General features: G+C 60.0%; 21 protein-coding genes. 8 read left to right on the top strand and 13 right to left on the bottom strand.

Going from position 1 to position 22,901, the window contains the following annotated elements; all coding sequences use genetic code 11:
* Positions 1-46: 46 nt before the first annotated feature.
* Positions 47-1,666: a phosphoenolpyruvate carboxykinase (ATP) gene (gene pckA / locus ACJ8QF_RS06275; protein WP_015377656.1), complete on the bottom strand. Its 1,620-nt coding sequence runs from the start codon at positions 1,664-1,666 to the stop codon at positions 47-49.
* A 432-nt stretch (positions 1,667-2,098) separates the two neighbouring features.
* Here pckA and ACJ8QF_RS06280 point away from each other — a divergent pair, with 432 nt between their 5' ends.
* Positions 2,099-3,442, top strand: a complete 1,344-nt coding sequence (locus ACJ8QF_RS06280) for a 2-hydroxycarboxylate transporter family protein (protein WP_088381508.1) — start codon at positions 2,099-2,101, stop codon at positions 3,440-3,442.
* Positions 3,443-3,774: 332 nt separating this feature from the next.
* On the top strand, positions 3,775-5,193 hold the full coding sequence (locus ACJ8QF_RS06285) for a serralysin family metalloprotease (protein WP_442537362.1): 1,419 nt from the start codon (positions 3,775-3,777) through the stop codon (positions 5,191-5,193).
* A gap of 147 nt (positions 5,194-5,340) precedes the next feature.
* On the opposite strand, the gene ACJ8QF_RS06290 is transcribed toward ACJ8QF_RS06285, so the two are convergent.
* Entirely contained in the window at positions 5,341-5,550 is a 210-nt protein-coding gene (locus ACJ8QF_RS06290) for a hypothetical protein (RefSeq protein ID WP_004931526.1), read from the bottom strand.
* A 157-nt stretch (positions 5,551-5,707) separates the two neighbouring features.
* Between ACJ8QF_RS06290 and ACJ8QF_RS06295 the strand changes: the two genes are divergently transcribed.
* Positions 5,708-5,860 carry a hypothetical protein gene (locus ACJ8QF_RS06295; protein ID WP_171453862.1) on the top strand — a complete coding sequence of 51 codons (153 nt, stop codon included), beginning with the start codon at positions 5,708-5,710 and terminating at the stop codon, positions 5,858-5,860.
* A gap of 36 nt (positions 5,861-5,896) precedes the next feature.
* Here the strand turns inward: ACJ8QF_RS06295 and yniD are convergent, their stop codons facing one another.
* Positions 5,897-5,989 (bottom strand): small membrane protein YniD, encoded by a 93-nt coding sequence (yniD, locus tag ACJ8QF_RS06300; RefSeq protein ID WP_021505513.1) that lies wholly within the window; start codon positions 5,987-5,989, stop codon positions 5,897-5,899.
* 339 nt (positions 5,990-6,328) lie between these two features.
* On the opposite strand from yniD, the gene ACJ8QF_RS06305 reads away from it, so the two are divergent.
* Positions 6,329-6,721, top strand: a complete 393-nt coding sequence (locus ACJ8QF_RS06305) for an ASCH domain-containing protein (RefSeq protein WP_033638276.1) — start codon at positions 6,329-6,331, stop codon at positions 6,719-6,721.
* 4 nt (positions 6,722-6,725) lie between these two features.
* Positions 6,726-7,325, top strand: a complete 600-nt coding sequence (locus ACJ8QF_RS06310) for a C39 family peptidase (protein WP_033645636.1) — start codon at positions 6,726-6,728, stop codon at positions 7,323-7,325.
* 55 nt (positions 7,326-7,380) lie between these two features.
* Here the strand turns inward: ACJ8QF_RS06310 and ACJ8QF_RS06315 are convergent, their stop codons facing one another.
* The 10 genes from ACJ8QF_RS06315 to yebS all read right to left on the bottom strand — a co-directional run bounded on the left by ACJ8QF_RS06315 (position 7,381) and on the right by yebS (position 19,245).
* The gene (locus ACJ8QF_RS06315) at positions 7,381-7,620 is read right to left on the bottom strand and encodes a DUF1480 family protein (protein WP_004931517.1); all 240 of its coding nucleotides are present in this window, start codon (positions 7,618-7,620) and stop codon (positions 7,381-7,383) included.
* Positions 7,621-7,755: 135 nt separating this feature from the next.
* Complete coding sequence (locus ACJ8QF_RS06320) at positions 7,756-8,688, bottom strand: Csu type fimbrial protein (RefSeq protein WP_004931514.1); 933 nt, start codon at positions 8,686-8,688, stop codon at positions 7,756-7,758.
* Between the two features lie 20 nt (positions 8,689-8,708).
* Positions 8,709-11,129, bottom strand: a complete 2,421-nt coding sequence (locus ACJ8QF_RS06325; RefSeq protein WP_004931512.1) for a fimbria/pilus outer membrane usher protein — start codon at positions 11,127-11,129, stop codon at positions 8,709-8,711.
* Positions 11,130-11,196: 67 nt separating this feature from the next.
* Positions 11,197-11,961 carry a fimbrial biogenesis chaperone gene (locus tag ACJ8QF_RS06330; protein WP_004931510.1) on the bottom strand — a complete coding sequence of 255 codons (765 nt, stop codon included), beginning with the start codon at positions 11,959-11,961 and terminating at the stop codon, positions 11,197-11,199.
* 24 nt (positions 11,962-11,985) lie between these two features.
* Positions 11,986-12,534 (bottom strand): Csu type fimbrial protein, encoded by a 549-nt coding sequence (locus ACJ8QF_RS06335; protein ID WP_086016682.1) that lies wholly within the window; start codon positions 12,532-12,534, stop codon positions 11,986-11,988.
* 5 nt (positions 12,535-12,539) lie between these two features.
* Positions 12,540-13,043, bottom strand: a complete 504-nt coding sequence (locus ACJ8QF_RS06340) for a Csu type fimbrial protein (protein WP_033633239.1) — start codon at positions 13,041-13,043, stop codon at positions 12,540-12,542.
* Between the two features lie 2 nt (positions 13,044-13,045).
* Positions 13,046-13,585: a Csu type fimbrial protein gene (locus ACJ8QF_RS06345; protein WP_004931505.1), complete on the bottom strand. Its 540-nt coding sequence runs from the start codon at positions 13,583-13,585 to the stop codon at positions 13,046-13,048.
* Between the two features lie 274 nt (positions 13,586-13,859).
* Positions 13,860-15,296 carry a 16S rRNA (cytosine(1407)-C(5))-methyltransferase RsmF gene (gene rsmF, locus ACJ8QF_RS06350; RefSeq protein ID WP_442537363.1) on the bottom strand — a complete coding sequence of 479 codons (1,437 nt, stop codon included), beginning with the start codon at positions 15,294-15,296 and terminating at the stop codon, positions 13,860-13,862.
* A gap of 102 nt (positions 15,297-15,398) precedes the next feature.
* Positions 15,399-18,029: a PqiB family protein gene (locus ACJ8QF_RS06355; RefSeq protein ID WP_049186330.1), complete on the bottom strand. Its 2,631-nt coding sequence runs from the start codon at positions 18,027-18,029 to the stop codon at positions 15,399-15,401.
* Positions 17,998-19,245 carry a membrane integrity lipid transport subunit YebS gene (gene yebS / locus ACJ8QF_RS06360; RefSeq protein WP_049186332.1) on the bottom strand — a complete coding sequence of 416 codons (1,248 nt, stop codon included), beginning with the start codon at positions 19,243-19,245 and terminating at the stop codon, positions 17,998-18,000. Before yebS ends, ACJ8QF_RS06355 begins: the two co-directional genes overlap by 32 nt.
* Before the next feature lie 255 nt (positions 19,246-19,500).
* Here yebS and ACJ8QF_RS06365 point away from each other — a divergent pair, with 255 nt between their 5' ends.
* The 3 genes from ACJ8QF_RS06365 to prc all read left to right on the top strand — a co-directional run bounded on the left by ACJ8QF_RS06365 (position 19,501) and on the right by prc (position 22,873).
* The gene (locus tag ACJ8QF_RS06365; RefSeq protein ID WP_033633237.1) at positions 19,501-19,998 is read left to right on the top strand and encodes a GAF domain-containing protein; all 498 of its coding nucleotides are present in this window, start codon (positions 19,501-19,503) and stop codon (positions 19,996-19,998) included.
* A gap of 96 nt (positions 19,999-20,094) precedes the next feature.
* A complete protein-coding gene (proQ, locus tag ACJ8QF_RS06370) occupies positions 20,095-20,805 on the top strand; it encodes an RNA chaperone ProQ (protein ID WP_004931497.1) in 711 nt (236 codons plus the stop codon).
* Between the two features lie 19 nt (positions 20,806-20,824).
* Positions 20,825-22,873, top strand: a complete 2,049-nt coding sequence (gene prc, locus ACJ8QF_RS06375; protein ID WP_015377670.1) for a carboxy terminal-processing peptidase — start codon at positions 20,825-20,827, stop codon at positions 22,871-22,873.
* Positions 22,874-22,901: the final 28 nt, after the last annotated feature.

Consider the following 22,901-nt stretch of genomic DNA (forward strand, 5'->3'; position numbering starts at 1 on the left):
GGCCCTTGCAGACAGGTATGAAGGGCGCTGCGGCGCCCTGGTTGCTTTACAGCTTCGGCCCGGCCTTCACCAACTTTTCGCCCGCCGGGGTGACGGTATATTTGGCGAAGTTGTCGATAAAGCGCTGCGCCAGATCCTGCGCCTTCTCCTGCCACAGCGATTCGTCGGCGTAGGTTTTGCGCGGATCGAGGATCGACGGATCGACGCCCGGCAGTGCGGTCGGCACGTTCAGCCCGAAGATCGGCAGCGTGAAGGTCTCGGCCTGCTCAATGTCGCCATTCAAGATGGCGTCGATGATGCCGCGCGTATCTTTGATCGAGATGCGTTTGCCGCTGCCGTTCCAGCCGGTGTTCACCAGGTAAGCCTGGGCGCCGGCGGCCTCCATGCGCTTCACCAGCACTTCGGCGTACTGCGTCGGGTGCAGCGTCAGGAACGCGGCGCCGAAGCAGGCGGAGAAGGTCGGCGTCGGCGCGGTGATGCCGCGTTCGGTGCCGGCCAGCTTGGCGGTGAAGCCGGAGAGGAAGTGGTATTGGGTCTGCTCCGGCGTCAGGCGCGATACCGGCGGCAGCACGCCGAAGGCGTCGGCGGTCAGGAAGATGATTTTGCGCGCGTGGCCGGCTTTGGACACCGGCTTGACGATGTTCTCGATGTGATAAATCGGGTAAGAGACGCGGGTGTTCTCGGTTTTGCTGGCGTCGTCGAAGTCGATGCTGCCGTCGGCCAGCACGGTGACGTTTTCGAGCAGCGCATCGCGGCGGATCGCCTGATAGATTTCCGGCTCCGCCTGCGGCGACAGCTTGATGGTTTTGGCGTAGCAGCCGCCTTCGAAGTTGAACACGCCGTCGTCGTCCCAGCCGTGCTCGTCATCGCCGATCAGCTGACGCTTAGGATCGGTGGAGAGGGTGGTTTTGCCGGTGCCGGACAGGCCGAAGAATACCGCCACGTCGCCTTGCTCGCCGACGTTGGCCGAGCAGTGCATCGACGCGATGCCCTGCAGCGGCAGCAGATAGTTCATGATCGAGAACAGGCCTTTCTTCATTTCGCCGCCGTACCAGGTGCCGCCGATCAGCTGCATGCGCTCGCTCAGATTGAAGGCGACGAAGTTCTCCGAGTGCAGCCCTTGCTGCTGCCAGTCCGGGTTGGTGCATTTGGCGCCGTTCATCACCACGAAGTCCGGCTCGAAGTCAGCCAGCTCTTCGTCGCTCGGGCGGATAAACATGTTTTTCACGAAGTGCGCCTGCCAGGCCACCTCGGTGATGAAGCGCACTTTCAGACGCGTGTCGGCGTTGGCGCCGCAGAACGCGTCCACCACGAACAGACGCTTGCCGGAGAGCTGATTGCCCACCAGCGTCTTCAGATGCTGCCAGACTTCCGGCGAGAGCGGCTGGTTGTCGTTCTTGCCGGTGCCGTTGTCCGACCACCAGACGGTATCGCGCGTGGTGTCGTCGCGCACGATGTATTTGTCCTTCGGCGAACGGCCGGTAAATTCACCGGTCGCGACGTTGACCGCGCCCAGCTGGGTGAGGGTGCCGCGCTCCAGCGGCGGCAGGTCGGCGCGGGTCTCTTCGGCGAACAGCAATTCATAACTGGGGTTATAGACGATGTCGGCGGCCTGATGGATGCCGTAGCGAGCGAGGGTTTGTGGGGTAACAGCGCGTGAAGACATATTCTACTTCCTTATGAGTCATATTATGCCTCTTTCCCGTGCGGTGCCGCGCGCAGGATTGAGATTCGGATCAAGCTGACCGGATTCAGCTAATGCGTTTCCGGTTCTTTATTAATAAAACAGGGGGCTTTTTCGCCCTCCTATAGCATAGCAGCGAATTTAAGCCTGCTTACTTTAATTACAAAATGCTGACGATAATTAATTAAAACCAACCTTGGCGGAGGGTCACAATATTGAATTTCGCCGGCGTAATTTAGTTTTGCATTTTTATTTTTTATCATATTGTCAGGGCTGTCTACTGTTTTATTTCTTATTAGAAAAAGCGAAATCCACAATAGGATTTTTCGTAATCATTTGTTTTTACTTGGCTATGGCAGAGTTTTTGCGCCAGGTGAATCTAACCGTACTGTACGCTTGTCAGCAGGGTGAATAATGAAACAGATAAATGCAGAACTGGCCTGTGATAAAAATACGGCATCGTCCGAATCCTCAGGGTTAATTAATCAACTTCGTCAAATGGATATCGGCGCGGTACCGATCGCCTTGTTTATCACGATTTGCGCGATCGTAGCGATTTCCGCCTACGCCAACTTCCTGCCGAAGAATATGATCGGCGGCCTGGCGGTGATAATGACGCTGGGCTTTGCGCTGGCGCAGTTGGGAAAAAGTATTCCCGTGCTGCGCGATATCGGCGGGCCGGCCATTCTGTGTTTGATGGTGCCGTCGGTGCTGGTCTATTTCAATGTCTTCCAGCCTAACGTCATGGGCACCGTCCATCTGCTGATGAAAGACGCCAACCTGCTCTATTTCGTCATCGCCAGTCTGGTGGTCGGCAGCATTCTCGGCATGAACCGGGTGATCCTGATCCAGGGGATGATTCGCATGTTCGTGCCGCTGGTGGTGGGCACGATCACGGCGGTGATCACCGGGCTGCTGGTGGGCAAGCTGTTCGGCTTTACCTTCTATCACACCTTCTTCTTCATCATCGTGCCGATCATCGGCGGCGGCATCGGCGAGGGGATTTTACCGCTGTCGCTGGCCTATTCGGCGATCCTGGGCTCGACGCCGGACATCTATGTCGCGCAGCTGGCGCCGGCGGCGGTGCTGGGCAACATCTTCGCCATCGTGACCGCCGGGGTGCTGGCGCGCATCGGTATGCAGCGCAAGGCGCTGAGCGGCGACGGCATGCTGATCCGTTCGGCGCAGGAGAACGCGATGTTCGCCATCAAGGAGCAAGGCGGCAACGTCGATTTCCAACTGATGGGCGGCGGGCTGCTGGTGATCTGCGCCTTCTTTATCGTCGGCGGCCTGTTCGAACACATCGTGCATATTCCCGGCCCGGTGCTGATGATCCTGTTCGCGGTGCTGTGCAAGTACTGCCGGGTGATCCCGGCTTCGATGGAAACCGGCGCGCACAGTTTCTACAAGTTCGTCTCCACCGCGCTGGTGTGGCCGCTGATGATCGGTCTGGGCATGCTGTACGTGCCGCTGGAAAGCGTGGTGGCGGTGTTCTCGGTCGGTTATGTGGTGGTCTGCGGCTCGGTAGTGCTGTCGATGGGGCTGGTCAGTTTTCTGATTGCGCCTTACCTGAAGATGTTTCCGGTGGAAGCGGCGATTGTCACCTGTTGTCACAGTGGCCTGGGCGGCACCGGTGACGTGGCGATCCTGTCGGCGTCGAACCGCATGGGGCTGATGCCGTTCGCCCAAATCGCCACGCGCATCGGCGGCGCTTCCACGGTCATCGGCGCGACGCTGCTGCTTGGTTGGTTAGTCTGAGTCCAGAGTATCTTATGGATAACCGGGGTTGGATTGCCCCGGTTTTTTTATGCGTTTTTTTCGCTTATCGTGATAGTGCTGATTATTGCCTTGAAAATCATTCGTGTGGCGCAAATGCATAGCCGTACTTTATCTAAGAAAATTCTGTAATCGATGAAAATGTGTCTATTCTTTTCTCTTAAGGGATTATCGTTCTCATTCAGAGTGCCGAGGGAAGGCGCCATCGCATTACCGATATCCCCGTATTGATTCAACACCGGGCCGCTGCCGTTCAGGCAATCCGCCAGTTGGGGCATCCCCCCGATTGAATTGACGAATATGGAGATAAGGTTATGTCATCAAGCAATGCTTCCGTTAAGGCCGAAGGCGTATTAGCCCTGCTGGGCGCTTATAAACCCGATGAAGACGACACCATTACCGTGCTTCATCCGTCGAAAACGTTCGAAAACGCCGGCCTGGAGCTGGTGCGCGGCGATCGCAGTTGGCACGACAAGGGCGTGACCGACACGCCGGTCTCTTTGACCTACAGCTTCTGGGAAAAGGCGCCGGGCAACATGTCGAGCATGGGCATCAGCGGCTTCAGCAGCTTTAACGCCGAACAGCGCGAGCAGGCTAAACTGTCGCTGCAGTCATGGTCAGACGTGGCTAACATCACCTTCACCGAAACCAGCAACACCGCAGCCGCCAACATCAAATTCGGCCTGTTCGACTACAGCTCGCGCGGCTCCTATGCCTTCGCGTATAACCCGGACACCTCGCCTTCGGTCGCCGGGCAGACCTGGTATAACGCCAAGAACCACACCTTCGTCAACAACCAGATCCATGAAAACGAGTACGGTCGCCAGACCTTCACCCATGAAATCGGCCATGCGTTGGGGTTGCAGCACCCGGGCGACTATAACGCCGCACCGGGCGTCAGCATCACCTACGCTAAAGACGCGACCTACTTTGAGGACAGCCGCGCGCACAGCCTGATGAGCTATTTCAGCGAAAGCAACACCGGGCAGGACTTTAAAGGCGCGTACTCTTCCGGGCCGTTGCTCAACGACATCACGGCGATCCAGCATTTCTACGGCGCCAACATGACCACCCGCACCGGCGATACGGTTTACGGTTTCAATTCCAACACCGATCGCGACTTCCTCACCGCCACCGGCGCGCAGGACAAAATAATCTTCACCGCCTGGGACGCCGGCGGCAACGACACCTTCGATTTCTCCGGCTTTGGCCAGAATCAGCGCATCAACCTGAATGAAAAGGCGTTCTCGGACGTCGGCGGCCTGAAAGGCAACGTGTCTATCGCTGCAGGCGTAACGATTGAAAACGCCATCGGCGGGTCGGGTAACGATGTACTGGTGGGCAACGCCGCCGATAACGTGCTCAAGGGCGGCGCGGGCGATGACGTGCTGTACGGCGGTAAGGGGGCGGATCAGCTGTGGGGAGGCGCCGGCAAGGACACCTTCGTCTATTTCGCGGCGGAAGAGTCAACGGCGGCGGCGCCGGATTGGATCCGCGACTTCGTGCGCGGCGAGGACAAGATCGATCTGACGCTGTTCAACACCGGCAACGCCGACGGCATCCGCTTCGTCGATCAGTTCAGCGGCAAGGCGGGCGAGGCGACGCTGAGCTACGATGCGCAAAATCACGTCAGTGACGTGGCGATCAACCTGGGCGGCGCCTTTGACGGCAGCGATTTCCTGGTGAAAGTGGTGGGACAGCCGCTGGATGCGGGTGATTTCGTGCTGGCCTGATGCAGGCAACAAAAATAGGGCACTTTGGGCAAAAACCCGACAATTCCTATTAATTACGTCATATTAGCGTGACATAGTAGCGCGCAGAAGGCCGGGCTTGCATACCTCGGGCTTCTGTCGGATCGCCAACCTTCTTCGGTTGGCGATTCATTTTCCGCCTTTCAACATGTTGATGGCGGCGCCGAGCAGGATGCGCCGTTCGATATCGTTACTGTCCGCCAGCTGCCGCGCCAGATGTTTTTCCAGCGTTTCCACCGACAGCGCTTCGCCGCGATGACGCAGCTGCATCACGCCGTCGCCGATCAGGCGTGCGACCTCATCCCATACGGGTTTAATCTCCTGTTCCGAGAACGTCATGGTCTACCTCGGCTGGTTGATTTTTGCCCAATGTAGCAGCTGATCTGCGGCTTCGCTACCCGCCGCCTAAAACAGGAAGCATAAAAAACAAGCCATCAGTATTTCTTCTGGTTTTTACGCTCAATACTTGCGGTGTCGAAAAGCAGGAGAAAACATCATGAACTGGGTCGAAACCTTGGCGGAGTACTACCGCCTGAGCAGCACGGGTGAAACGCAGCATTGGCTGTGTCGCCGCTGGTTGCTTCAGGGGGAGGCGCGTTTGGCCTATTTGCGGGAGTTGCTGGAGCCGACCGCGCCACGGCGGCGGTGAACAGGGCGCCGGCGTTGCCGGCGTCATTTCGCGAGATCAACCGAAGGCGATCGCCGCCCAACGCAACAGCAGCAGCGCCAGGCAGATCAGCAGCAGCACCACCACCATTTTGCCGAGCTTGTTGCCCATGCGTTTTGTTGCCACGCTTCCCTCCCTTTTAGCTGAAATACCACCCGCCGGCGAGGAGGATGAGGAAAAGCGTCACTAACGCGACGCCGTTGAGTAAGTCGCTGAACGTATCGTCAGCATCGATGTCATTTTGCCGCATGTTACCGCCTGGCGGACGCCATTGGGTGAATAATGTTCACAGTATGCGCCCCGCAGCGCGACAGGCACAGCGAAGAACGGTAAAAACGCGTAAAGGTGGCGGTGGCGGAACGCGCAGTCGCGCCTGCGACGGATGCAGACGGCCGGCAATACGTTGTACTATCCTGTCTGCATTGAGGCATTTTTCCAAAAGGTATAATCATGGCGACGGCAATTCCACAGAAATACGAACACCTTGAGCGTTGGGCATTCGGCGATACCGAGCAGCAGGCCGATGAAGTGGTGCAATTGATCCTCAATGGCACCAAAACGGCCACCTGTTCCAACCTGGACGGCGAGGGGATCCCGCAGGCCGGCGATCGGTTCCTGGTGGTGGACGGCAAGGGGGAGCCGGTCTGCGCGGTCGAGCTGACCGCGGTGGAAATGAAAACTTACGATCAGGTCGATGAAGCGCACGCCTTTGCCGAAGGCGAGGGCGATCGCTCGCTGGCGCATTGGCGCAAAGAGCTGCAGCGCTTCTTCGAAGAGTACGATCTGTTCTCGCCGGACATGACGCTGGTGTTGATGAATTTCAAAGTCGTCGACAAATTCTAATCTTATGCGCGCCGTTCCCTACGAGTGCCAGTGGGCGAGCCCGGAGTTGGCCGCCGATCTGATAGCCGGCCGCGCGACGCTGGCGCAAGACGAAAATTGGGCGCACAGCGGCGCCCGCGATCGGGCAGAGTACATCGAGTGGGCCAACCACGTGTGCGGCATGGCCTGCCTGAAAATGGTGCTGGGCCATCGCGACGGCGAAACGCCGCCGCTGCTGGAACTGGCGCGCCGCAGCCTGCCCTACGGCGCCTATGTGCGCGAGGGTGAACGGATAAAGGGCCTGATTTACGCGCCGTTCGTCGAGTACGTGCGCGAGCAGTTCGCGCTGCAAGCGGAGGTGAAGGTGGGGCTGGAAGCTGCCGACGTGCCGGCGCTGCTTAGCGAATGCCGCTACTTTATCGCTTCGGTGCATCCCGCCATTCGCCGGCCGGAGAGCACGCCGCCGCACAGGGGCGGGCATCTGGTGCTGATCACCGCCGCCGATGCGCAAAGCGTGACCTTCCACAACCCTTCGGGCGACAGCCCGGCGACGCGCGAGCGGGTATGCCTGCCGCTCAGCCGCTTCGCCCCTTTCTTTGCCGGCCGCGGCATCGCCATCGCATAAAAAAACGCGCTGTTTCCGATGAAAACAGCGCGTCGTCAGCCGTTCTGATGCACTATCATGCCAGCCGCATCACCCAGGCGTCCGCCTGCCGATCGTAGTGTTGCTTGTACAGCAGCGACTGTTTGCCGTCGAGGATCGCCGGGATGCTGGTGTGTTCATCCCAGCCGTCCAGCTGCATGCACAGATCCGGATCGGACTTGCAGGGAATGCTCAGGGTGCCGGCACGGTCGGCGCCGGCGTGAAGATGCGCGTCATCGACCTCGAAGCTGCCAATTTTTACGACGGTTTTGCTCATGGGAACTCCTTGCTCAATGGTGTGGTAGGAGGTTAGACCAGTTTGGTCATCGGTAAGAGCATAGCCAAATGAGCAAAAAATGCCACATAAAAATTACATTTTGGAAACAATTTCCACGCCGGCAAAACACAACGCCTAGTACTCCACCACAAAACTGAGGTTGTCTTGATAGCTGCCAACCGCCACTTCCGTCTGCGCCGCATTGACCGCCGCCTTATACGGGATGCTTTGCGCCAGCCCGGTGCCGGCGCCGCTCTGTTTGTTGGTGCTATCCCAAACGGTCGTCGTGTTAGGCAAGTAAATCTGGTACTGCATGAAGTTGCTGGTGCCGCTTTTCATGCGCCGCCAACCGGTGACCGGGTTATTGCCGTTGGTGAAATAGGTGTTGTATCCCTCGGTTTTGGTGCAGGTCAAGGTGATGCTTTGATTGACGGGATTGAACTGCCCGACCAACGCCATGCTGCCGAAGTTGACGTTGGGCGCGGTGCCGATCAGGCAATCTTTGGTGATGGTGACGCTGACGCTGACCGTGCTGGGTTTGTCGACGCCGTCCCACCAAACGCACAGGCCGAGCACGCCCAGACCGCAAATATGGTAATTCCAGATCAGGTTGATGCTGTCGGTATAGGTTCCTGCGCGCACGTTGGCGCCGGCGGTGGTTTTGATATACAGCGGAAAGTTGACGTTGGAGGAAATCAGGATCAGCGACAGCAGGTTGAGCGAGCTGTAGTCGATGGTTTGGCCGATGCTGTAAGGATATTGGTAGTTGGCGTCGGGGTAGATCAGGTAAGCGATTTTATCGCCGGAACCGTCGGTGTTGGCAACCGCCATATTGTTGGTGGTGGAGGCGATTTTGACCGTGACGGTGTTTTGCGACAGCAAACTGAGCCCGAGCCCGGTGCAGTTGAGGCCGGCAGTGCCCTGGGCGTTGATCTGCCCGTTGTAGACCACGAAAGAGCTGCTCCCCGGTAAGGTGACGGTGCCGTTGGTGGTGGCGCAGTCGGCGAATGCGCGCTGACAGAGCAGCAGCGAGAGGGTTAGCAATAAGGCTTTCAATCCCCGAAACATAGTGACTCTCCGTCGTTGAATTAGCGGCAGACAACCGGGCCGACGCGCTGGATGCCCTGAGGCTTCGCCAGACTGAATTCCGCCTGACACGGCGGGCCGCCGTCGGCCGGGATCACGCTCAGGCGATTGTGTTGTTGCACCGGGTCGATATAGGTCATGCCGTCCCAACCGACATAGCTTTGCTGATTGCCGCCAACCACCGCCACCTGGCTGCCGTTGGCCAGCGGTTTGCCTTGCTCGTCAACCAGTTCGACGTCGGCGGCGGAGATGGGTTGGATGGGGAACTCAACCAGAAAACCGCTGTGATCGCGAATGGCGACGGTTTTTTCCACCGTCGGCAGCGCGACGTCGGCGGGCAGGCTAAGCGGATCAATCTGGAATTTCGCATGGTAGTAAGAGGTGACGGTCGGCACCAGTAAATAGCCCTGGGCATCGGTCTTGCCGATCGGCTGGTTCTCATAGCTCACCGGAATGTCGGCGTATCCTTGCGTGGACACCAGCGCAAAGGCATCGTTGATGGTGTTGGTGGCGTATACGCCGCCGTTCATCGCCACCAGCGAACCGCTGATTTCGCCCCAGTGGTTGGTTTCATCGCGGGTGCCGTATACGCCCGCTCGGGCTTCGAGTCTGCGGGTTCGCCAGGTCAGATCCGCCTGGCGGTAATCGCCGCCGCTCGGGTTATTGGCGTAGGCCAGATTCCAGCCGAAACCGCCATCGGTCGGCGCGGCGCGGCTGTAGCTGACGCGTTCGCTCCAGCGGTTGTTGTTGTCGCGCGCAGCGCTGAGGCTGGCCGTGCCCCAGCTGTCAAACGGAATGGAGAGCTGCAGTTGGGCGCTGTAACCGCTGCTGCCGATTTCCCGGTTGAGGGAGGCGTACAGGCTGCTGTTGCGCCAAAGCGACACACTGTAGGACAGGTTCACCAGGCGGGTCCGTTGAGCGATGGCGTCGCGAACGTCAAAATAACCGGCGCCGAGGCTGCCTAGCCGGCCCAGGCTGACGCTGCCGGTCAACTGATCGGTGCGACGGCTCAGACGGTAGTCGCTTTTATACACGGAAATGTCGCCAAAATCGGCGCTGCGCAGGATGCGTTGCGCGTTGAGGCTGAAACGTGGGTTGCTGTAGGTGTAGCCAAAGCTGCTTTGATCGCCGTGGTTGCCGGTGTAGCGATAGACGGGCTGAGGATCTGGCTGCTGCAACGGCCTGCCGGTCAGCGGGTCATAATAGGCGGGGGATGGTATCGGCTGGCCGCCGTTAAACGCGTCGTCGCCGGCCTGGCTGACGCTGTAGGACGCGTTGAGAACCCCCCATTGTCCGACGCGAATGTCGGCGCCGCCGCCGCCGACCGCCAACTCGGCTGCGCCTTCGGCGCGCCCTTCCAGGGTTAACCAATCAGTGACGCCGTAACGTAAACTGGCGCTGCCTACCCATTGCCCGTAATCGGCAGAATTCAACCCGTAGTTGCGTCGCAGCAAGCCGGTGGAAATGCTGAAATCGCTCATGCCGGTCTGCAGCAGGTTGCTGGCCACGTAGAACGGTACCGTGGTGCTGACCTGGCGGCCGAGGGCGTCGGTGGTGACGACGGTGGCCTGACCCGCGCCGTTAATGTAGGGCACGCTGTTGAGGGTAAACGGCCCGGGATTAATGTTGGTGGTGCTGTTTTTATAGCTGTTGATGTATAAATCGACGCTGCTGGGCAATGCCGCCTGGCCGGAAAACTGCGGCAACGGGTAGGTGATAAGATCCGGGCGCACCGCGAAATTGCGCGCCAATTGCAAGCCGCCGATGCGCACGGCGCTGCTCCAGGGGAGCGAGCCGGTGGTAAGGTCACCGGCGATCACACTCAGCATCCGTTGATCATCGTTGAAACGCCAGTAGCTGTCGTACCGAATATAGCGGCCGCCATCGTCGTTTGGCCCGCCGTTAAACCCGCTGCGGTAGATGCCGGTGTTGGCGACGACGCCGAACCCGTCGAACAGGCGCTGTTCGCTCCACGCCGACAGGTAGCCCGGCCGGCCATTGCCGTTGCTTTGGCTGGCGTAGATGTCGTAGTTGAACAGCAAACCGAGGCTGCTTTGCGCCGGCAAGCGCTGCAACGGTGAACGGGCGCCGATGGTTTGCTGTGGCAACCAGTCGTTGGGCACGTTGATCAGCAACTGCTGGCTCTCGCCGCTGTAGCTGACATCCACCTTCTCCAGCCGATCGACGGCGATTTCTTTCGCCTGTTTATCCGCTACCGGCAGCCCGGCGTCGAGCAGTTGTTGGGGTGTCATGTAGTAATGGCCGCCGCGGTAGTTGACCGGCACGACGTTGCCGGTTTGGCGCCCGTTGACGACCGGCTCCAGATACAGCGTGGTGTCCGGCATGCTGACGGCACTGGGCGGCGGCGGCAGATCGTCGCCGAGCGCAAACGGCAGCCAGCCGCCGGCCGCCATGCTCAGCATGGCAAACGCCAGCGGCTTAAGGCTGAAGCGCCGCGTCGATAGCCTCCCTGTCGGCTGCACCTGGGCCTCAATAAGACGGAATGGCTATGGGCTGTTTGTTGTCATTGACCGTGGCCATCAGCTTGCCGCTGCTGAAAGCGCCTGCGGGCGGCAAGGCGAAGCGCATCTGTGAACCGGGCAGCACGTATCCCATCAGGCCGGGATTCAGGCTGCGGCCTTGCAGCGTCACTTTCGAGATACGGGCATGCACTGCGCCTTGGTTTCGCACCTCCAGCCAGCGTTCGCTGCTTTGCTGCTGTAGACGATAGCTGAGCTGGGGTTGGCTGGCGGTCGCGTAATCGCGCGGTTTTTCGCTGTCCTGTTTGGTCCAAATGCCTTTGCCGCTGACGAACAGCGGCACCGAGTAGCGCATCTGGAATTTCAGCCCCATCTCCGCGCCGCCGGGAGCGGCGCTCGACGCTGGTTCTTTCACCGGCACTTCATCGACCAAAATGCGGTAGGCGCGCTCCTGTCCCGCCGCCGGGGCCGACTGTTTGATCAGGCGTATCAGTTGGCGTTTGCCTGGCGCGATCGACGCCACCGGCGGGCTGGCGATCACGTCGCTTTGGTTGCTGTAATCGTCTTTGCCGGCGGTTTGCTGCCAACCCAGCACGCGAATTTGCATATAGACCGGTTTGCTGTCGCGATTTTCCAGCCACAGCGCGGTGGCCTGCTGTTGATCTTCAATCACCGGATCGATCGGCCAAATGAGAATGGAAGCCGCGGCCAGGGCGTGCTGTTGGCTTGCCAGGAGCAAGGCTGCCGTTAACGGCAGTCGGAAGGGTATGCGCATAACTCAATCCTTATTGCAAAAAACTTAATAAGTGACCGTCAACAAGACCGTATCGCTGTAAACGCCACTGGTGGGCAGGGTACTGGTCGAAAACAGACGGGCGTAAACCTTGATTTCTTGCGTGCTGCCGGTGGCGGCGACGGTCTGCGCCGCGCCGCCGTTGGCGCCATCTCCCCAAAGGGTGGCGTAGTTGCTGTCTTGATAAAGTTGATACAGCAGCGTTTCCGACGTGACGGCATTTTGTAATTTTCTGCCGCCGGCGATGGATCCGGTCACGTGATTGCCGACGCCGAGGGCCAGCGTCACGCTCAGCCCCGGGTTGCAGCGAAACAGCACCGAACCGGCACCGCTGCTGGAGACGATGCTGACTGCGTTGCTCAGCGAGGACAACTGGCCGAAGTTCAGGATGCCGAAGGTGGTCACGTCACTGACGCCGCTGCCCAATACGCAGCCTTTTACCACGGTTGCATTGACGGTGAACGGCTGGCTTTTGGTCAAATCGTTGACGCCGGTATCGCTTTGGGCCGGGAAAAGCGGCAGGCAGAACAGCAAACCGCAAATGGAAGCGCGCATCGTCATTACCAATTGATCGTGACCTGTACCGTATCGGTGTAGCTGCCTGTCGGGGGTGTGGACTGCGCCGGGATCATGCCATAGACCGGCAGCCAGTTGTCCGTACCGTTGGCGGTTTGTGACACGCCCGTCAGATTATCCCAAATGGTGCTGTGGGCGGCGTTGGTGTACAGGTTGTAATTCACCCGTTGGCCTGCCGCGCTTTGCAGGTAGCGGGCAGCGGTATTGCCGCTTTGCCCGCCGCCAAGCAGAACGCTGTAGCTGGTGCCGTTGGTGCATTTCACCCGAATGGCGCCGGCGTTTTGCTGCCCGGCGACGCTGGTTGCGGTGCTGAGAAAATACAGCGTGCCGAAATTCAGCGTGCCGAAGCTGACGTTGCCACCTGAGCTGCTGCCGGCCTCACAGGCGCTGAGCAAGGTCGCGCTGACGCCGAGGGTCGCGGTTTTACTGTCGGCCTGCGCCAACAGACTGCACGCCCATAATCCGCAGCAGCAAAGCGCGCGCCGCACCGTTACCAGGTGACCGTCATCGTGACGGTGTCGTTATAGGTGTCCGCCGCCGGGGTAGATCCGGCCGCCGGTACGCGGCCATAGACGATCAGCGGAACGGCGGCGCCGGTGCCGGTGCCGGTCCGCGCGTTGGCGCCGCTGCCCCAGGCGGTGGTGCGTGCGGCATCCTGGTACAGGTTATAACTGATGAATGCGCCTGCCGTGCTGGCCATGCGGCGTTGGGTGCCTGAAGTGACGTGGAGCCCGTTGTCCAGCGCCACCGTGTAGTCTGTGCCGGTGGTGCAGGTCAATGACAGCGTACCGACCCCCCCTGCGCCGGTGGCGCTGGCGTCGATGATGTTGGCCAGTGAAGAGTAAGTGCCGAAGCTGATGGAGCCGAAGTCGTTGACGGAACCGCTGCTGTTGCCGCCTCCCACGACGCAACCGGCGCCGATGGTCAGCGTCACGCCTAACGTGCCTTGAATGGTGCCTGCTGCGTTAGCCGCGCCGTTGGCGCACAGCAGGGTTGCTACCGAGGTCAATGCCATCAGAGTTTTTTTCATCTTATATTCCTTGCCGTATGAGAGAAAGCCCGCAAAGACGCCACCCAGAGGTGGGTTGAACGTATTCATTTAGCTGCACTTTAATTAATAGAATAAGAATCGGAAATTGTCTTGATGAAAACGAGAAACTTTTTATTCTCATTCCCCGGCTGGCGGGGCTCGCAGGCGAGGCATACCGATAAAGTGAAATGATTAGAATAATAACGAACGGCGATGGGAATATTATTAGCGTTATTTTATCGCCGGGGAGTTTCATTCCCCAGCGCGGTATTGTTTACAGGTGGAAATCCAGTGCGCCATCCCGCACCAGCTCGCGCGGCAGGTTATTCTTGATACGGCTGCCAATGCGCTTGGCGATACCCAGAGGTTGCCCCTGATAGGTGACGATGCACTCGTCGCCCGCCGGTGGCTGCTCAGGGTAGAGATCGCGGCCGTGATACCACTCCTGGGCCAGTGCGGCGTCCAGCTCGAAATGCTGCTTGCCGCCGGCGCCCGCGAGGGCGATCGCCGCTTCGTGCTGCCAACGGAAACCTTTCGGGAAACGCTCCGCCAGCTTGAGACCGATGCGCGAGAAGCGCACCTTGCCGAACAGCGGCTCCAGCTCGGCCGGGAACAGCCAGATTTCCTTATCGCGCTCCCACAGCCGGCTGTCAGCGCCCCAGGTTAAGCCGGATGCGGCGGCGGCTTGGGCGACCAGCGCCGCCTCTTTGCCGGACAGTGGGCTGAACGGAAACTTACCGACTTTATAGGTCGGCTTCGCCAACGGCGCTACGGCGTGCTGTTTGCGCAGACGGGCGACGAAAAACCCTTCGCTGTCGTAAATCTGCGGGAAGACGTGCAGAAAACCTTCGGCGGTCAATGCCTTGTCAGCACCGGGAAACAGCTCGCCCAGCGGTTCGACGCTGACCGCGTCGCCGTAGGTGTCCAACAGCCAACGCACCACCTGCTGATTTTCCTGCGCATTGAGGGTACAGGTGGAGTAAACCATCACGCCGCCCGGCGCCAGCGCATGGAACGCGCTGTCGATCAGCTCGCGTTGGGTGGCGGCGATTTCGGCGACGCTGTCCGGCGACCAGTTGCTCATGGCGTCCGGATCCTTACGTACCACGCCTTCGCCGGAGCAGGGGGCATCGAGCAGAATGGCGTCGAAACTCTCCGGCAGCGCGGCGCCGAACACCCGGCCGTCGAAGTGGGTCAGCGCGGTGTTCTTCACGCCGCAGCGGCTGATATTGGCGTGCAGCACTTTCACCCGGCTGGCGGAGTATTCGTTGGCGACGATGCCGCCCTGGTTGCCCATCAACGCGGCGATCTGGGTGGTTTTGGATCCTGGCGCCGCCGCCACGTCCAGCACGCGATTCGGCGCCGCGTCGCCGGCGAACAGCGCGCTGACCGGCAACATCGAACTGGCCTCCTGAATGTAGAACAGACCGCTCAGGTGTTCGGCGGCGCTGCCTAATCGCAGCTCTTCATCGTCACGTTCGATCCAGAACCCTTCCGCGCACCAGGGAATGGGCTCCAGTCGCCAGTCGTAATCCCGCACCAGCGCCAGGAAGTCGGCGACGCTGATTTTCAGCGTGTTGACGCGCAGGCTGCGGCGCAACGGGCGCTGGCAGGCGGCGATAAAATCTTCCATCGCCAGCTCGGCGGGCATGATGGCGCGGGTGGCGTCGAGGAAAGCGGGGGGCAGAAAAACGGCGGTGGATTTGGCCACGGGGCGAACTCTCAGGGTGCAATAAAGACAAGGGCGAGAGTTTATCACAAAGCGGAAAAAAACAGGGCCCGACGTTGCCGGGCCCTGAGGTAAACGCGAAAGTTAATCGCGCGGAATGGCGGTGCCCCAGGTTTTCCAGTCCTTCGGCTCTTCCGGATTCAGCAGGAAGTGCTTGTTCGGCGTTGCTTTCGGCGCCAGCGGAATAGTCGGCGGGGTGGCGAAGGCGATACCGCCGCGGATGAACTGCTGGAAGGTGCCGCTCTTGATCACGCCGCCGGTCAGGCCGAACTGCAGGTTGTAACCCGACGCCAGCCAGAACACGCTGTTGTTGCGCACCAGATGCTGATACTTCTTGCTGATGCGCAGCGCGACGTGCACCCGGTCGGACATGGCGCCAAGGTAGAAACCGGTGATGGTGCCGACCTCCACGCCGCGGAACAGCACCGGCGTGCCGATCTGCAGCGAGCCGGTTTCGGCGGCGTCGAGCACCACGCTCAGGCCGTCCAGATAGCGCGAGTCGGTGATGCTGGCCTGCTGCAGCTCGAAGGTGCGCAGCTCGCGGCCGCGCCCCGGCTCCACGTTGATATAAGGTTGAAGCAGGGTATCGAGGTTGCTGACGCCGGCGGCGGAGATCTCCGGCGAGACGATCGAGAAGCGGCTGCCGAGACGCGCGAAGGTCTGCACGTATTCCGGATACAGCACAGCCTTGGCCAACACTTCGTTGCGCTCCGGCGCCAGCTGCAACGACTCTACCTGGCCGACGTCGATGCCGAGGTAGCGCAGCGGCATACCCGCCGACAGCTTGCTGGCGTCGTAGGTTTTCAGCGTGATTTGGCTGCCCACCGCGCGGGCGGCGGTTTCGCTGGCGTACAGCACGCGGTTGGCGCCCTTGTTCAGCGTCACGCCCTGTAGATTATCGAAGCTGATGGCACCTTTCAGCGCGCGGTTAAGCGGCGAAGCCTGCACCGTCAGCCCGCTGCCGTTGAGCTGCACCTTGGCGCCGCCTTCGGCCCAGAAGATGCTTTCGCGGGTGAGCAGCTTGCGGTATTCCGGGCTGATGTAGACGTCCACCTCAAACTCGTTGGCCTTCGGCCGAACGTTGACAATCTCGCCCACCTGGAATTTGCGATACAGCACTACCGAGCCGGCCTGCACGTCCGGCAGGCTGGTGGCGCTGAGGGTCAGGGTGGTGGCGGGGGCGTTGCCGACGATGCCTTCCTCGGCTTTTTCGCTGTTGGCGTACAGCGGGTATTGGCCGCCAGGTTCCCCCTTGCTGCCGGGAATAATGCGCACGCCGCCGTCTACCCACTCCTGGGCGCTGGCGCCAAGCACTTCCATGCCGTCGATGCCCAGCTTGACGTCGAGGCGGCTGTTGACCACGAATTTACTGTCTTTGTGCAGCAGGCCGCGGTACTGCGCGTCGATGGCGGCGGTGAATACCACGCCGCCGGCGGTCAGCGTGCGGCTCAGGATTTGGCCGACTTTCACGCCGTGCACCACCAGCGGCTGCCCGACGTCGATGCCGTAGCTTTGCGGCGCCGTCAGCGTGACGGTCAACACGCCCGGCTGTTGCAACAGCGTTTCGCTGCTGTCCAGCACGTTGAAGCGCTGCTGCGGCTCGCCTTCGCCCGGTACCAGCTCCAGCGTGGTGCCGGTCAGCAACTGGCTAAGCTTGGCGTCGTTGAGGCTGATGCGCGGGCTGCGCATCACGATGCGGGTGCCGCTGCGCATCAGATCGACCACCGAAGGATCGATGGTCAGTTCACCGACCACTTTGCTGTCCTGTTGCAACGTCAGCTTGGTCAGGGTGCCGACCTGCAGCCCCTGGTACATCAGCGGCGTGCGGTTTTCGCTCAGGCTGTTGCCGCTCGGCAGATCCAGCAGGATATTGACGCCGCGCTGGCTGTGGGCAAGATCAGGATACAGGGTATAGCTCTGATCGCCCTTGGCCTGCTGGCCATCGGCCGGAGAATCGAAGGCAATGGCACCGTTGACCAGCGCCGCCAGGCTCTCCATCTGCACCGTGGCACCGGACAGGCTGAAATCGCCCTTGAAGCCGGAAACGTTCCAGAAGCGGCTGTTGCTCTTCACCAGGTTGGCGAAGCGGCGGTCGATCAGCACGTCGATGGTTACGCCCTTGTTGCCTTCGCTGATGGTGTAGTCATACACCTTGCCGACCGGGATTTTACGGTAATAGACCAGCGAGCCGCTGTTGAGCGAGCCGAGATCGTCGGCGTGCAGGTGAATCATCAGCTCGCCGGTGTTCAGGCGGTACTTCGGCTGGGTATCGAGCGCGGTGAAGTGGGTTTGCTCCTTGCCGCTGCCGGGCATCATGCCGATATAGTTGCCGCCGACCAGCGCATCGAGCCCGGATACCCCGGCCAGCGAGGCCTTGGGCGTCACCAGCCAGAACTGGGTGCCTTCGCGCAGCGAGTCTTCCAGATCGCTTTTGATACTGGCTTCTACCACGATGCTGCGCAGATCTTTGCTCAGACTTATTTTTTGCACCGTGCCAACCTCAACGCCCTGGTAGCGCACCGGCGTGCGGCCGGCGACGATGCCCGCCGCCGATTGGAAATCGATGGTGACGGTGGTGCCGCGTTCCTGGACATTGTTATAGACCAGCCACCCGGCGATCAGCAGGGCGATGAACGGCAGTAACCAGAACGGTGAAATGCGGCGTTTGTTCTTGACCCGCGCTTCAGTCGGTGTAGTCGGCGTTTCCTGTTGCATGTGCATCCCAAATCAATCGGCTATCGAGCCACTCAACGGCAAGAATAGTCAAAATGACCGCCGAGCCAAAGTAAAACGCGGCCGGTCCCATAGTAAAAGATAACAGCTGGTCGCGGTTTACCAGCGACATCATCAAGGCGATAACGAACAGATCGAGCATCGACCAGCGGCCGATCCAGGTGACCAGACGCAGCAGACGAATGCGCGTCTTCAGGCTGTGCGAGGTTTTGAAGTGGATGCTCAGCAACAGCGTGATCAGCACGATCACCTTGGTAAAAGGCACCAGCACGCTGGCGATGAACACGATGGCGGCGATCGGCACGTTGCCGGAGGTGGCCAGTGAGACCACGCCGGAGAAGATGGTGTCTTCCATCCGCACGCCGTTGGCGTAAATGATGGAAATCGGCAGCAGGTTGGCCGGTATCAGCAGGATCATCGCCGCGATCAGCGCTGCCCAGGTTTTCTGCAGGCTGTAGGGTTGGCGGTGGCACATCGGCACATGGCAGCGCGGGCAGCGGCCGCGCGCGTCAGGGTAGCCGGTATAGTGGCAGGACAGGCAAATATGCAGCGCCGCCGGCGGGCCTTCCGGCTGTTCCTGCGGATAGTAACGCTCCCACAGCTGCTCCAGATTAGCGTGGATCAGCGTCAGGATGCTGAGCAGGGTGAGCGACAGGTAGGCGATCAGCGCGCTGCCCGCCTGGATGTCGGCGTAATCCTGCACCTTGATCGCCGCCACCGCCATGCCGATCAGATAAATGTCCAGCATCACCCACTCTTTGAGCCGCTCCAGCATCAGCAGCACCGGGCGCAGGTTCATGCCGAGCGCATGGCCGAAGCGCAGGTACAGCAGCGACAGCGCCAGCGTCAGCGGGGCGCCGATGGTGCAAAACGCCACCATGCTGGCGGTGAGCGGATCGCCCTGGCGGCTCATCTGCCAGATGCCCTCCAGCAAACTGGCGTCGATGCGCGTGCCGAGCAGGCGGATGCTGATCAGCGGTTCGGTGAAGGCGAACGGCATCAGCAGCAGCATGGTGATCGCCATGGCGGTCAGACGCGTCATCGACCAGTCGCGGCCGTGCACCACCTTGGCGTTGCAGCGCGGGCAATAAGCGGCCTGATTGCCGCTGAGCGGCGGCAGCATGAACAGCAGATCGCACTCGCAGCAGCGTTGGTGGCGCGCTTTGGAAAGGGGGGCGGTGATCGCGTGTATTTTCATTTTTGACAAGTAGCTGCCCTTGAGCCCGCCGGAACTGTCAGCGTAGCTGAAAAATAAACCGGCCGCGTCACCGGCGATCGGGCGCCGGACGGTAAAACGAGGTAAACCGGGATTCTGAGCGGCAAACATACCCCGAGCGACGGGGTTTTGTGAAGCAACAGATGATTAACCTTGTGGCTATACGCATTTAATGCTTATTTTATAGGGCCTAAGCTTTGGGCTTCTGGCCATCTTCACTGTTTCAATGGTTATCACATGACAAAAGAACAATTCTACGCGGAATTAAAACGTGATCTGAGCGCGTTGCTCGGCGGGGAGACCAACTTTATCGCGGCGCTGTCCAACGCCAGCGCCTTGCTCAACGAGCGTCTGGATGACGTGAACTGGGTCGGTTTCTATCTGATGGATGGCGCTCAGCTGGTGCTGGGGCCGTTCCAGGGCAAGATCGCCTGCGTGCGCATCCCGGTGGGCAAGGGCGTGTGCGGCACGGCGGTGGCGGAAAATCGCGTGCAGCGTGTCGGCGACGTGCATGCGTTCCCGGGCCATATCGCCTGCGATGCGGCCAGCAACGCGGAAATCGTGCTGCCGCTGGCGGTTGGCGGCCGAGCGATCGGCGTTTTGGACATCGATAGCACGGTTTATCAACGCTTCGACGAACGGGACGAAGCGGGCCTGAAAGCAGTGGTGGCGGGGCTTTGTGAGCAACTGGAGCAGTGCGACAGTGCGAAATATGTGACTGTGGCGGCAAGTTGATCGACGGTTAACGTGGCAATTACCGATGGCGTCATTATAATGACGCCTGTTCATGCCTGTGGCTTGTTGGCAATACCGTTGTAATCAGGAAATTTCATGGAAAATCAACCTAAGTTGAACTCTAGTAAAGAAGTCATTGCTTTTCTTGCCGAGCGTTTTCCGCTCTGCTTTAGCGCCGAAGGCGAAGCTCGTCCGCTGAAAATCGGTATTTTTCAGGATTTGGTAGAGCGCGTGCAGGGGGAAGAGAATCTCAGCAAAACGCAATTGCGTTCTGCCCTGCGCCTGTACACCTCAAGCTGGCGTTACCTGTACGGCGTTAAAGTCGGCGCGCAGCGCGTCGATCTGGACGGCAATCCGTGCGGTGAACTGGAACAGCAGCATGTCGATCATGCTCGCCAGCAGCTTGAAGAAGCCAAAGCGCGCGTTCAGGCACAGCGTGCCGAACAAAACGCCAAAAAACGTGAAGCCGCCGGTGAATCCGCCGATGCTGCGCCACGCCGTCCGCGTCCAGCCGGTAAAAAGCCCGCTGCACGTCGCGAAGGCGGAGCCGCGCCGGAAAACCGCAAGCCGCGCCCACAAACTCGCCCACAGCCCGCTCGCCAACCTCGTGCAGCCAAAGAGGAAAGCCAGCCGCGTTATGCGCCAGTCACGGATATCTCTAAACTGCAAATTGGCCAGGAAATCAAAGTCAGAGCAGGCAAGAGCGCGATGGATGCTACCGTACTCGAAATCGCTAAAGATGGCGTACGTGTGCAGCTCTCTTCCGGTCTGGCGATGATTGTGCGCGCAGAACACTTGCAGTTCTGATACGGAGGCCAACCCAGGCATGAACAAATTCGTCAGATTAACAGCGATTGCAGGGCTGCTGTGGGCGGGTGTCAGTTACGGCGCGGAAACAGCCAACATCCGCATCGGCCAACTGCCCCAACTGCAACAGGAACCCCAGCACGCTACGGTGAGTGAGCGCGTTACCTCGCGCTTCACTCGCTCTCATTACCGCCAGTTCGCCCTTGACGCGGAGTTTTCAGGCAAGATCTTCGATCGCTACCTGAACATGCTGGACTACAACCATAACGTATTGCTGGCTGCCGACGTGGCGCAGTTCGCCGGCAAACGCAATCAGGTTGGCGAAGAGCTGAAAACCGGCAAGCTGGACACCTTCTACGCGCTGTTCAATCTGGCGCAGAAACGCCGTTTCGAGCGTTATACCTATGCGTTGTCGTTGCTGGACAAACCGATGAACTTCACCGGCAACGGCACTATCGATCTCGACCGCAGCAAAGCGCCGTGGCCGAAAGACAAGGCCGAGCTGGATAGCCTGTGGGATGCGAAAGTCACCTATGACGAGCTGAACCTCAAGTTGACCGGCAAGACCGACAAAGAAATCCACGACACGCTGACCAAACGCTATCAGTTCGCCATCAAGCGCCTGACGCAAAGCAACAGCGAAGACGTCTTCCAGCTGGCGATGAATGCCTTTGCGCATGAAATCGATCCGCACACCAACTATCTGTCTCCGCGCAATACCGAGCAGTTCAACACCGAGATGAGCCTGTCGCTGGAAGGCATCGGCGCGGTGCTGCAGATGGATGATGACTACACCCTGATCAACTCGATGGTGCCGGGCGGCCCGGCGGCGAAGAGCAAGGCGATCACCGTAGGCGATCGCATCGTCGGCGTCGGCCAGGCCGGCAAACCGATGGTGGACGTGATCGGCTGGCGTCTGGACGACGTGGTGTCGCTGATCAAAGGGCCGAAGGGCAGCAAGGTGCGCCTGGAGATCCTGCCGGCCGGCAAGGGCACCAAAACCCGCGTGGTCACCTTGACCCGCGAGCGCATCCGCCTGGAAGACCGCGCGGTGAAAATGACCATCAAGACCGTCGGCAAAGAGAAGGTGGCGGTGTTCGACATCCCTGGCTTCTACGTCGGCTTGACCGATGACGTGAAAGTGCAGCTGCAGAAGATGGCCAAGCAGAACGTCAAGAGCGTGATCATCGATCTGCGCACCAACGGCGGCGGCGCGCTGACTGAAGCGGTGTCGCTGTCCGGCCTGTTCATTCCGAGCGGCCCGGTGGTGCAGGTGCGCGACAACAACGGCAAAGTGCGTGAAGACGCCGACACCGACGGCGTGACCTACTACAAAGGCCCGCTGGTGGTGCTGGTCGATCGTTTCAGCGCCTCCGCCTCCGAGATCTTCGCGGCGGCGATGCAGGATTACGGCCGCGCGCTGATCGTCGGCGAACCGACCTTCGGTAAAGGCACTGTGCAGCAGTACCGTTCGTTGAACCGCATCTACGACCAGATGCTGCGTCCTGAGTGGCCGGCGCTCGGTTCGGTGCAGTACACCATTCAGAAGTTCTACCGCGTCAACGGCGGCAGCACCCAGCGCAAGGGCGTGACGCCGGATATTCTGATGCCGACCGGCGTCGATCCGGCGGAAACCGGCGAAGCGTTTGAAGACAACGCCATGCCGTGGGACAGCATCAATGCGGCGACCTACAGCAAGACCGGCGATATGGCGCCGTTCGAGCCGGAACTGCTGAAAGATCACCAGCAGCGCATCGCGCAGAATCCGGAGTTCCAGTACATCGCGCAGGATATCGCGCATTACAAGGCGCTGAAGGATAAACGCAACATCGTGTCCCTCAATCTGGCGGTGCGCGAGAAAGAGAACCACGATGACGATGCGACCCGTCTGAAACGCATCAACGAGCGTCTGGAGCGCGCGGGTAAGAAGCCGCTGAAATCGCTCGACGATCTGCCGAAGGATTACCAGGAACCGGATCCGTACCTGGATGAAACCGTGCATATCGCGCTGGACCTGGCTCATCTGGAAAAGGATCAGCCTGCTCAGCAGCCGACGCCGGCTAAGTAAGGCCAAGGCTTTGCCTGTGAAAAACGCA

Source organism: Serratia sp. CY81684, assembly GCF_052166595.1.
Classification (GTDB): Bacteria; Pseudomonadota; Gammaproteobacteria; order Enterobacterales; family Enterobacteriaceae; genus Serratia; species Serratia nematodiphila.

What these genes read in the sequence shown, in the direction of transcription:
- pckA (WP_015377656.1), bottom strand. Translation starts at nt 1,666, where the DNA reads ATGTCTTCACGCGCTGTTACCCCACAAACCCTCGCTCGCTACGGCATC.
- ACJ8QF_RS06280 (WP_088381508.1), top strand. Translation starts at nt 2,099, where the DNA reads ATGAAACAGATAAATGCAGAACTGGCCTGTGATAAAAATACGGCATCG.
- ACJ8QF_RS06285 (WP_442537362.1), top strand. Translation starts at nt 3,775, where the DNA reads ATGTCATCAAGCAATGCTTCCGTTAAGGCCGAAGGCGTATTAGCCCTG.
- ACJ8QF_RS06290 (WP_004931526.1), bottom strand. Translation starts at nt 5,550, where the DNA reads ATGACGTTCTCGGAACAGGAGATTAAACCCGTATGGGATGAGGTCGCA.
- ACJ8QF_RS06295 (WP_171453862.1), top strand. Translation starts at nt 5,708, where the DNA reads ATGAACTGGGTCGAAACCTTGGCGGAGTACTACCGCCTGAGCAGCACG.
- yniD (WP_021505513.1), bottom strand. Translation starts at nt 5,989, where the DNA reads ATGGGCAACAAGCTCGGCAAAATGGTGGTGGTGCTGCTGCTGATCTGC.
- ACJ8QF_RS06305 (WP_033638276.1), top strand. Translation starts at nt 6,329, where the DNA reads ATGGCGACGGCAATTCCACAGAAATACGAACACCTTGAGCGTTGGGCA.
- ACJ8QF_RS06310 (WP_033645636.1), top strand. Translation starts at nt 6,726, where the DNA reads ATGCGCGCCGTTCCCTACGAGTGCCAGTGGGCGAGCCCGGAGTTGGCC.
- ACJ8QF_RS06315 (WP_004931517.1), bottom strand. Translation starts at nt 7,620, where the DNA reads ATGAGCAAAACCGTCGTAAAAATTGGCAGCTTCGAGGTCGATGACGCG.
- ACJ8QF_RS06320 (WP_004931514.1), bottom strand. Translation starts at nt 8,688, where the DNA reads ATGTTTCGGGGATTGAAAGCCTTATTGCTAACCCTCTCGCTGCTGCTC.
- ACJ8QF_RS06325 (WP_004931512.1), bottom strand. Translation starts at nt 11,129, where the DNA reads ATGCTGAGCATGGCGGCCGGCGGCTGGCTGCCGTTTGCGCTCGGCGAC.
- ACJ8QF_RS06330 (WP_004931510.1), bottom strand. Translation starts at nt 11,961, where the DNA reads ATGCGCATACCCTTCCGACTGCCGTTAACGGCAGCCTTGCTCCTGGCA.
- ACJ8QF_RS06335 (WP_086016682.1), bottom strand. Translation starts at nt 12,534, where the DNA reads ATGCGCGCTTCCATTTGCGGTTTGCTGTTCTGCCTGCCGCTTTTCCCG.
- ACJ8QF_RS06345 (WP_004931505.1), bottom strand. Translation starts at nt 13,585, where the DNA reads ATGAAAAAAACTCTGATGGCATTGACCTCGGTAGCAACCCTGCTGTGC.
- ACJ8QF_RS06355 (WP_049186330.1), bottom strand. Translation starts at nt 18,029, where the DNA reads ATGCAACAGGAAACGCCGACTACACCGACTGAAGCGCGGGTCAAGAAC.
- yebS (WP_049186332.1), bottom strand. Translation starts at nt 19,245, where the DNA reads ATGAAAATACACGCGATCACCGCCCCCCTTTCCAAAGCGCGCCACCAA.
- ACJ8QF_RS06365 (WP_033633237.1), top strand. Translation starts at nt 19,501, where the DNA reads ATGACAAAAGAACAATTCTACGCGGAATTAAAACGTGATCTGAGCGCG.
- proQ (WP_004931497.1), top strand. Translation starts at nt 20,095, where the DNA reads ATGGAAAATCAACCTAAGTTGAACTCTAGTAAAGAAGTCATTGCTTTT.
- prc (WP_015377670.1), top strand. Translation starts at nt 20,825, where the DNA reads ATGAACAAATTCGTCAGATTAACAGCGATTGCAGGGCTGCTGTGGGCG.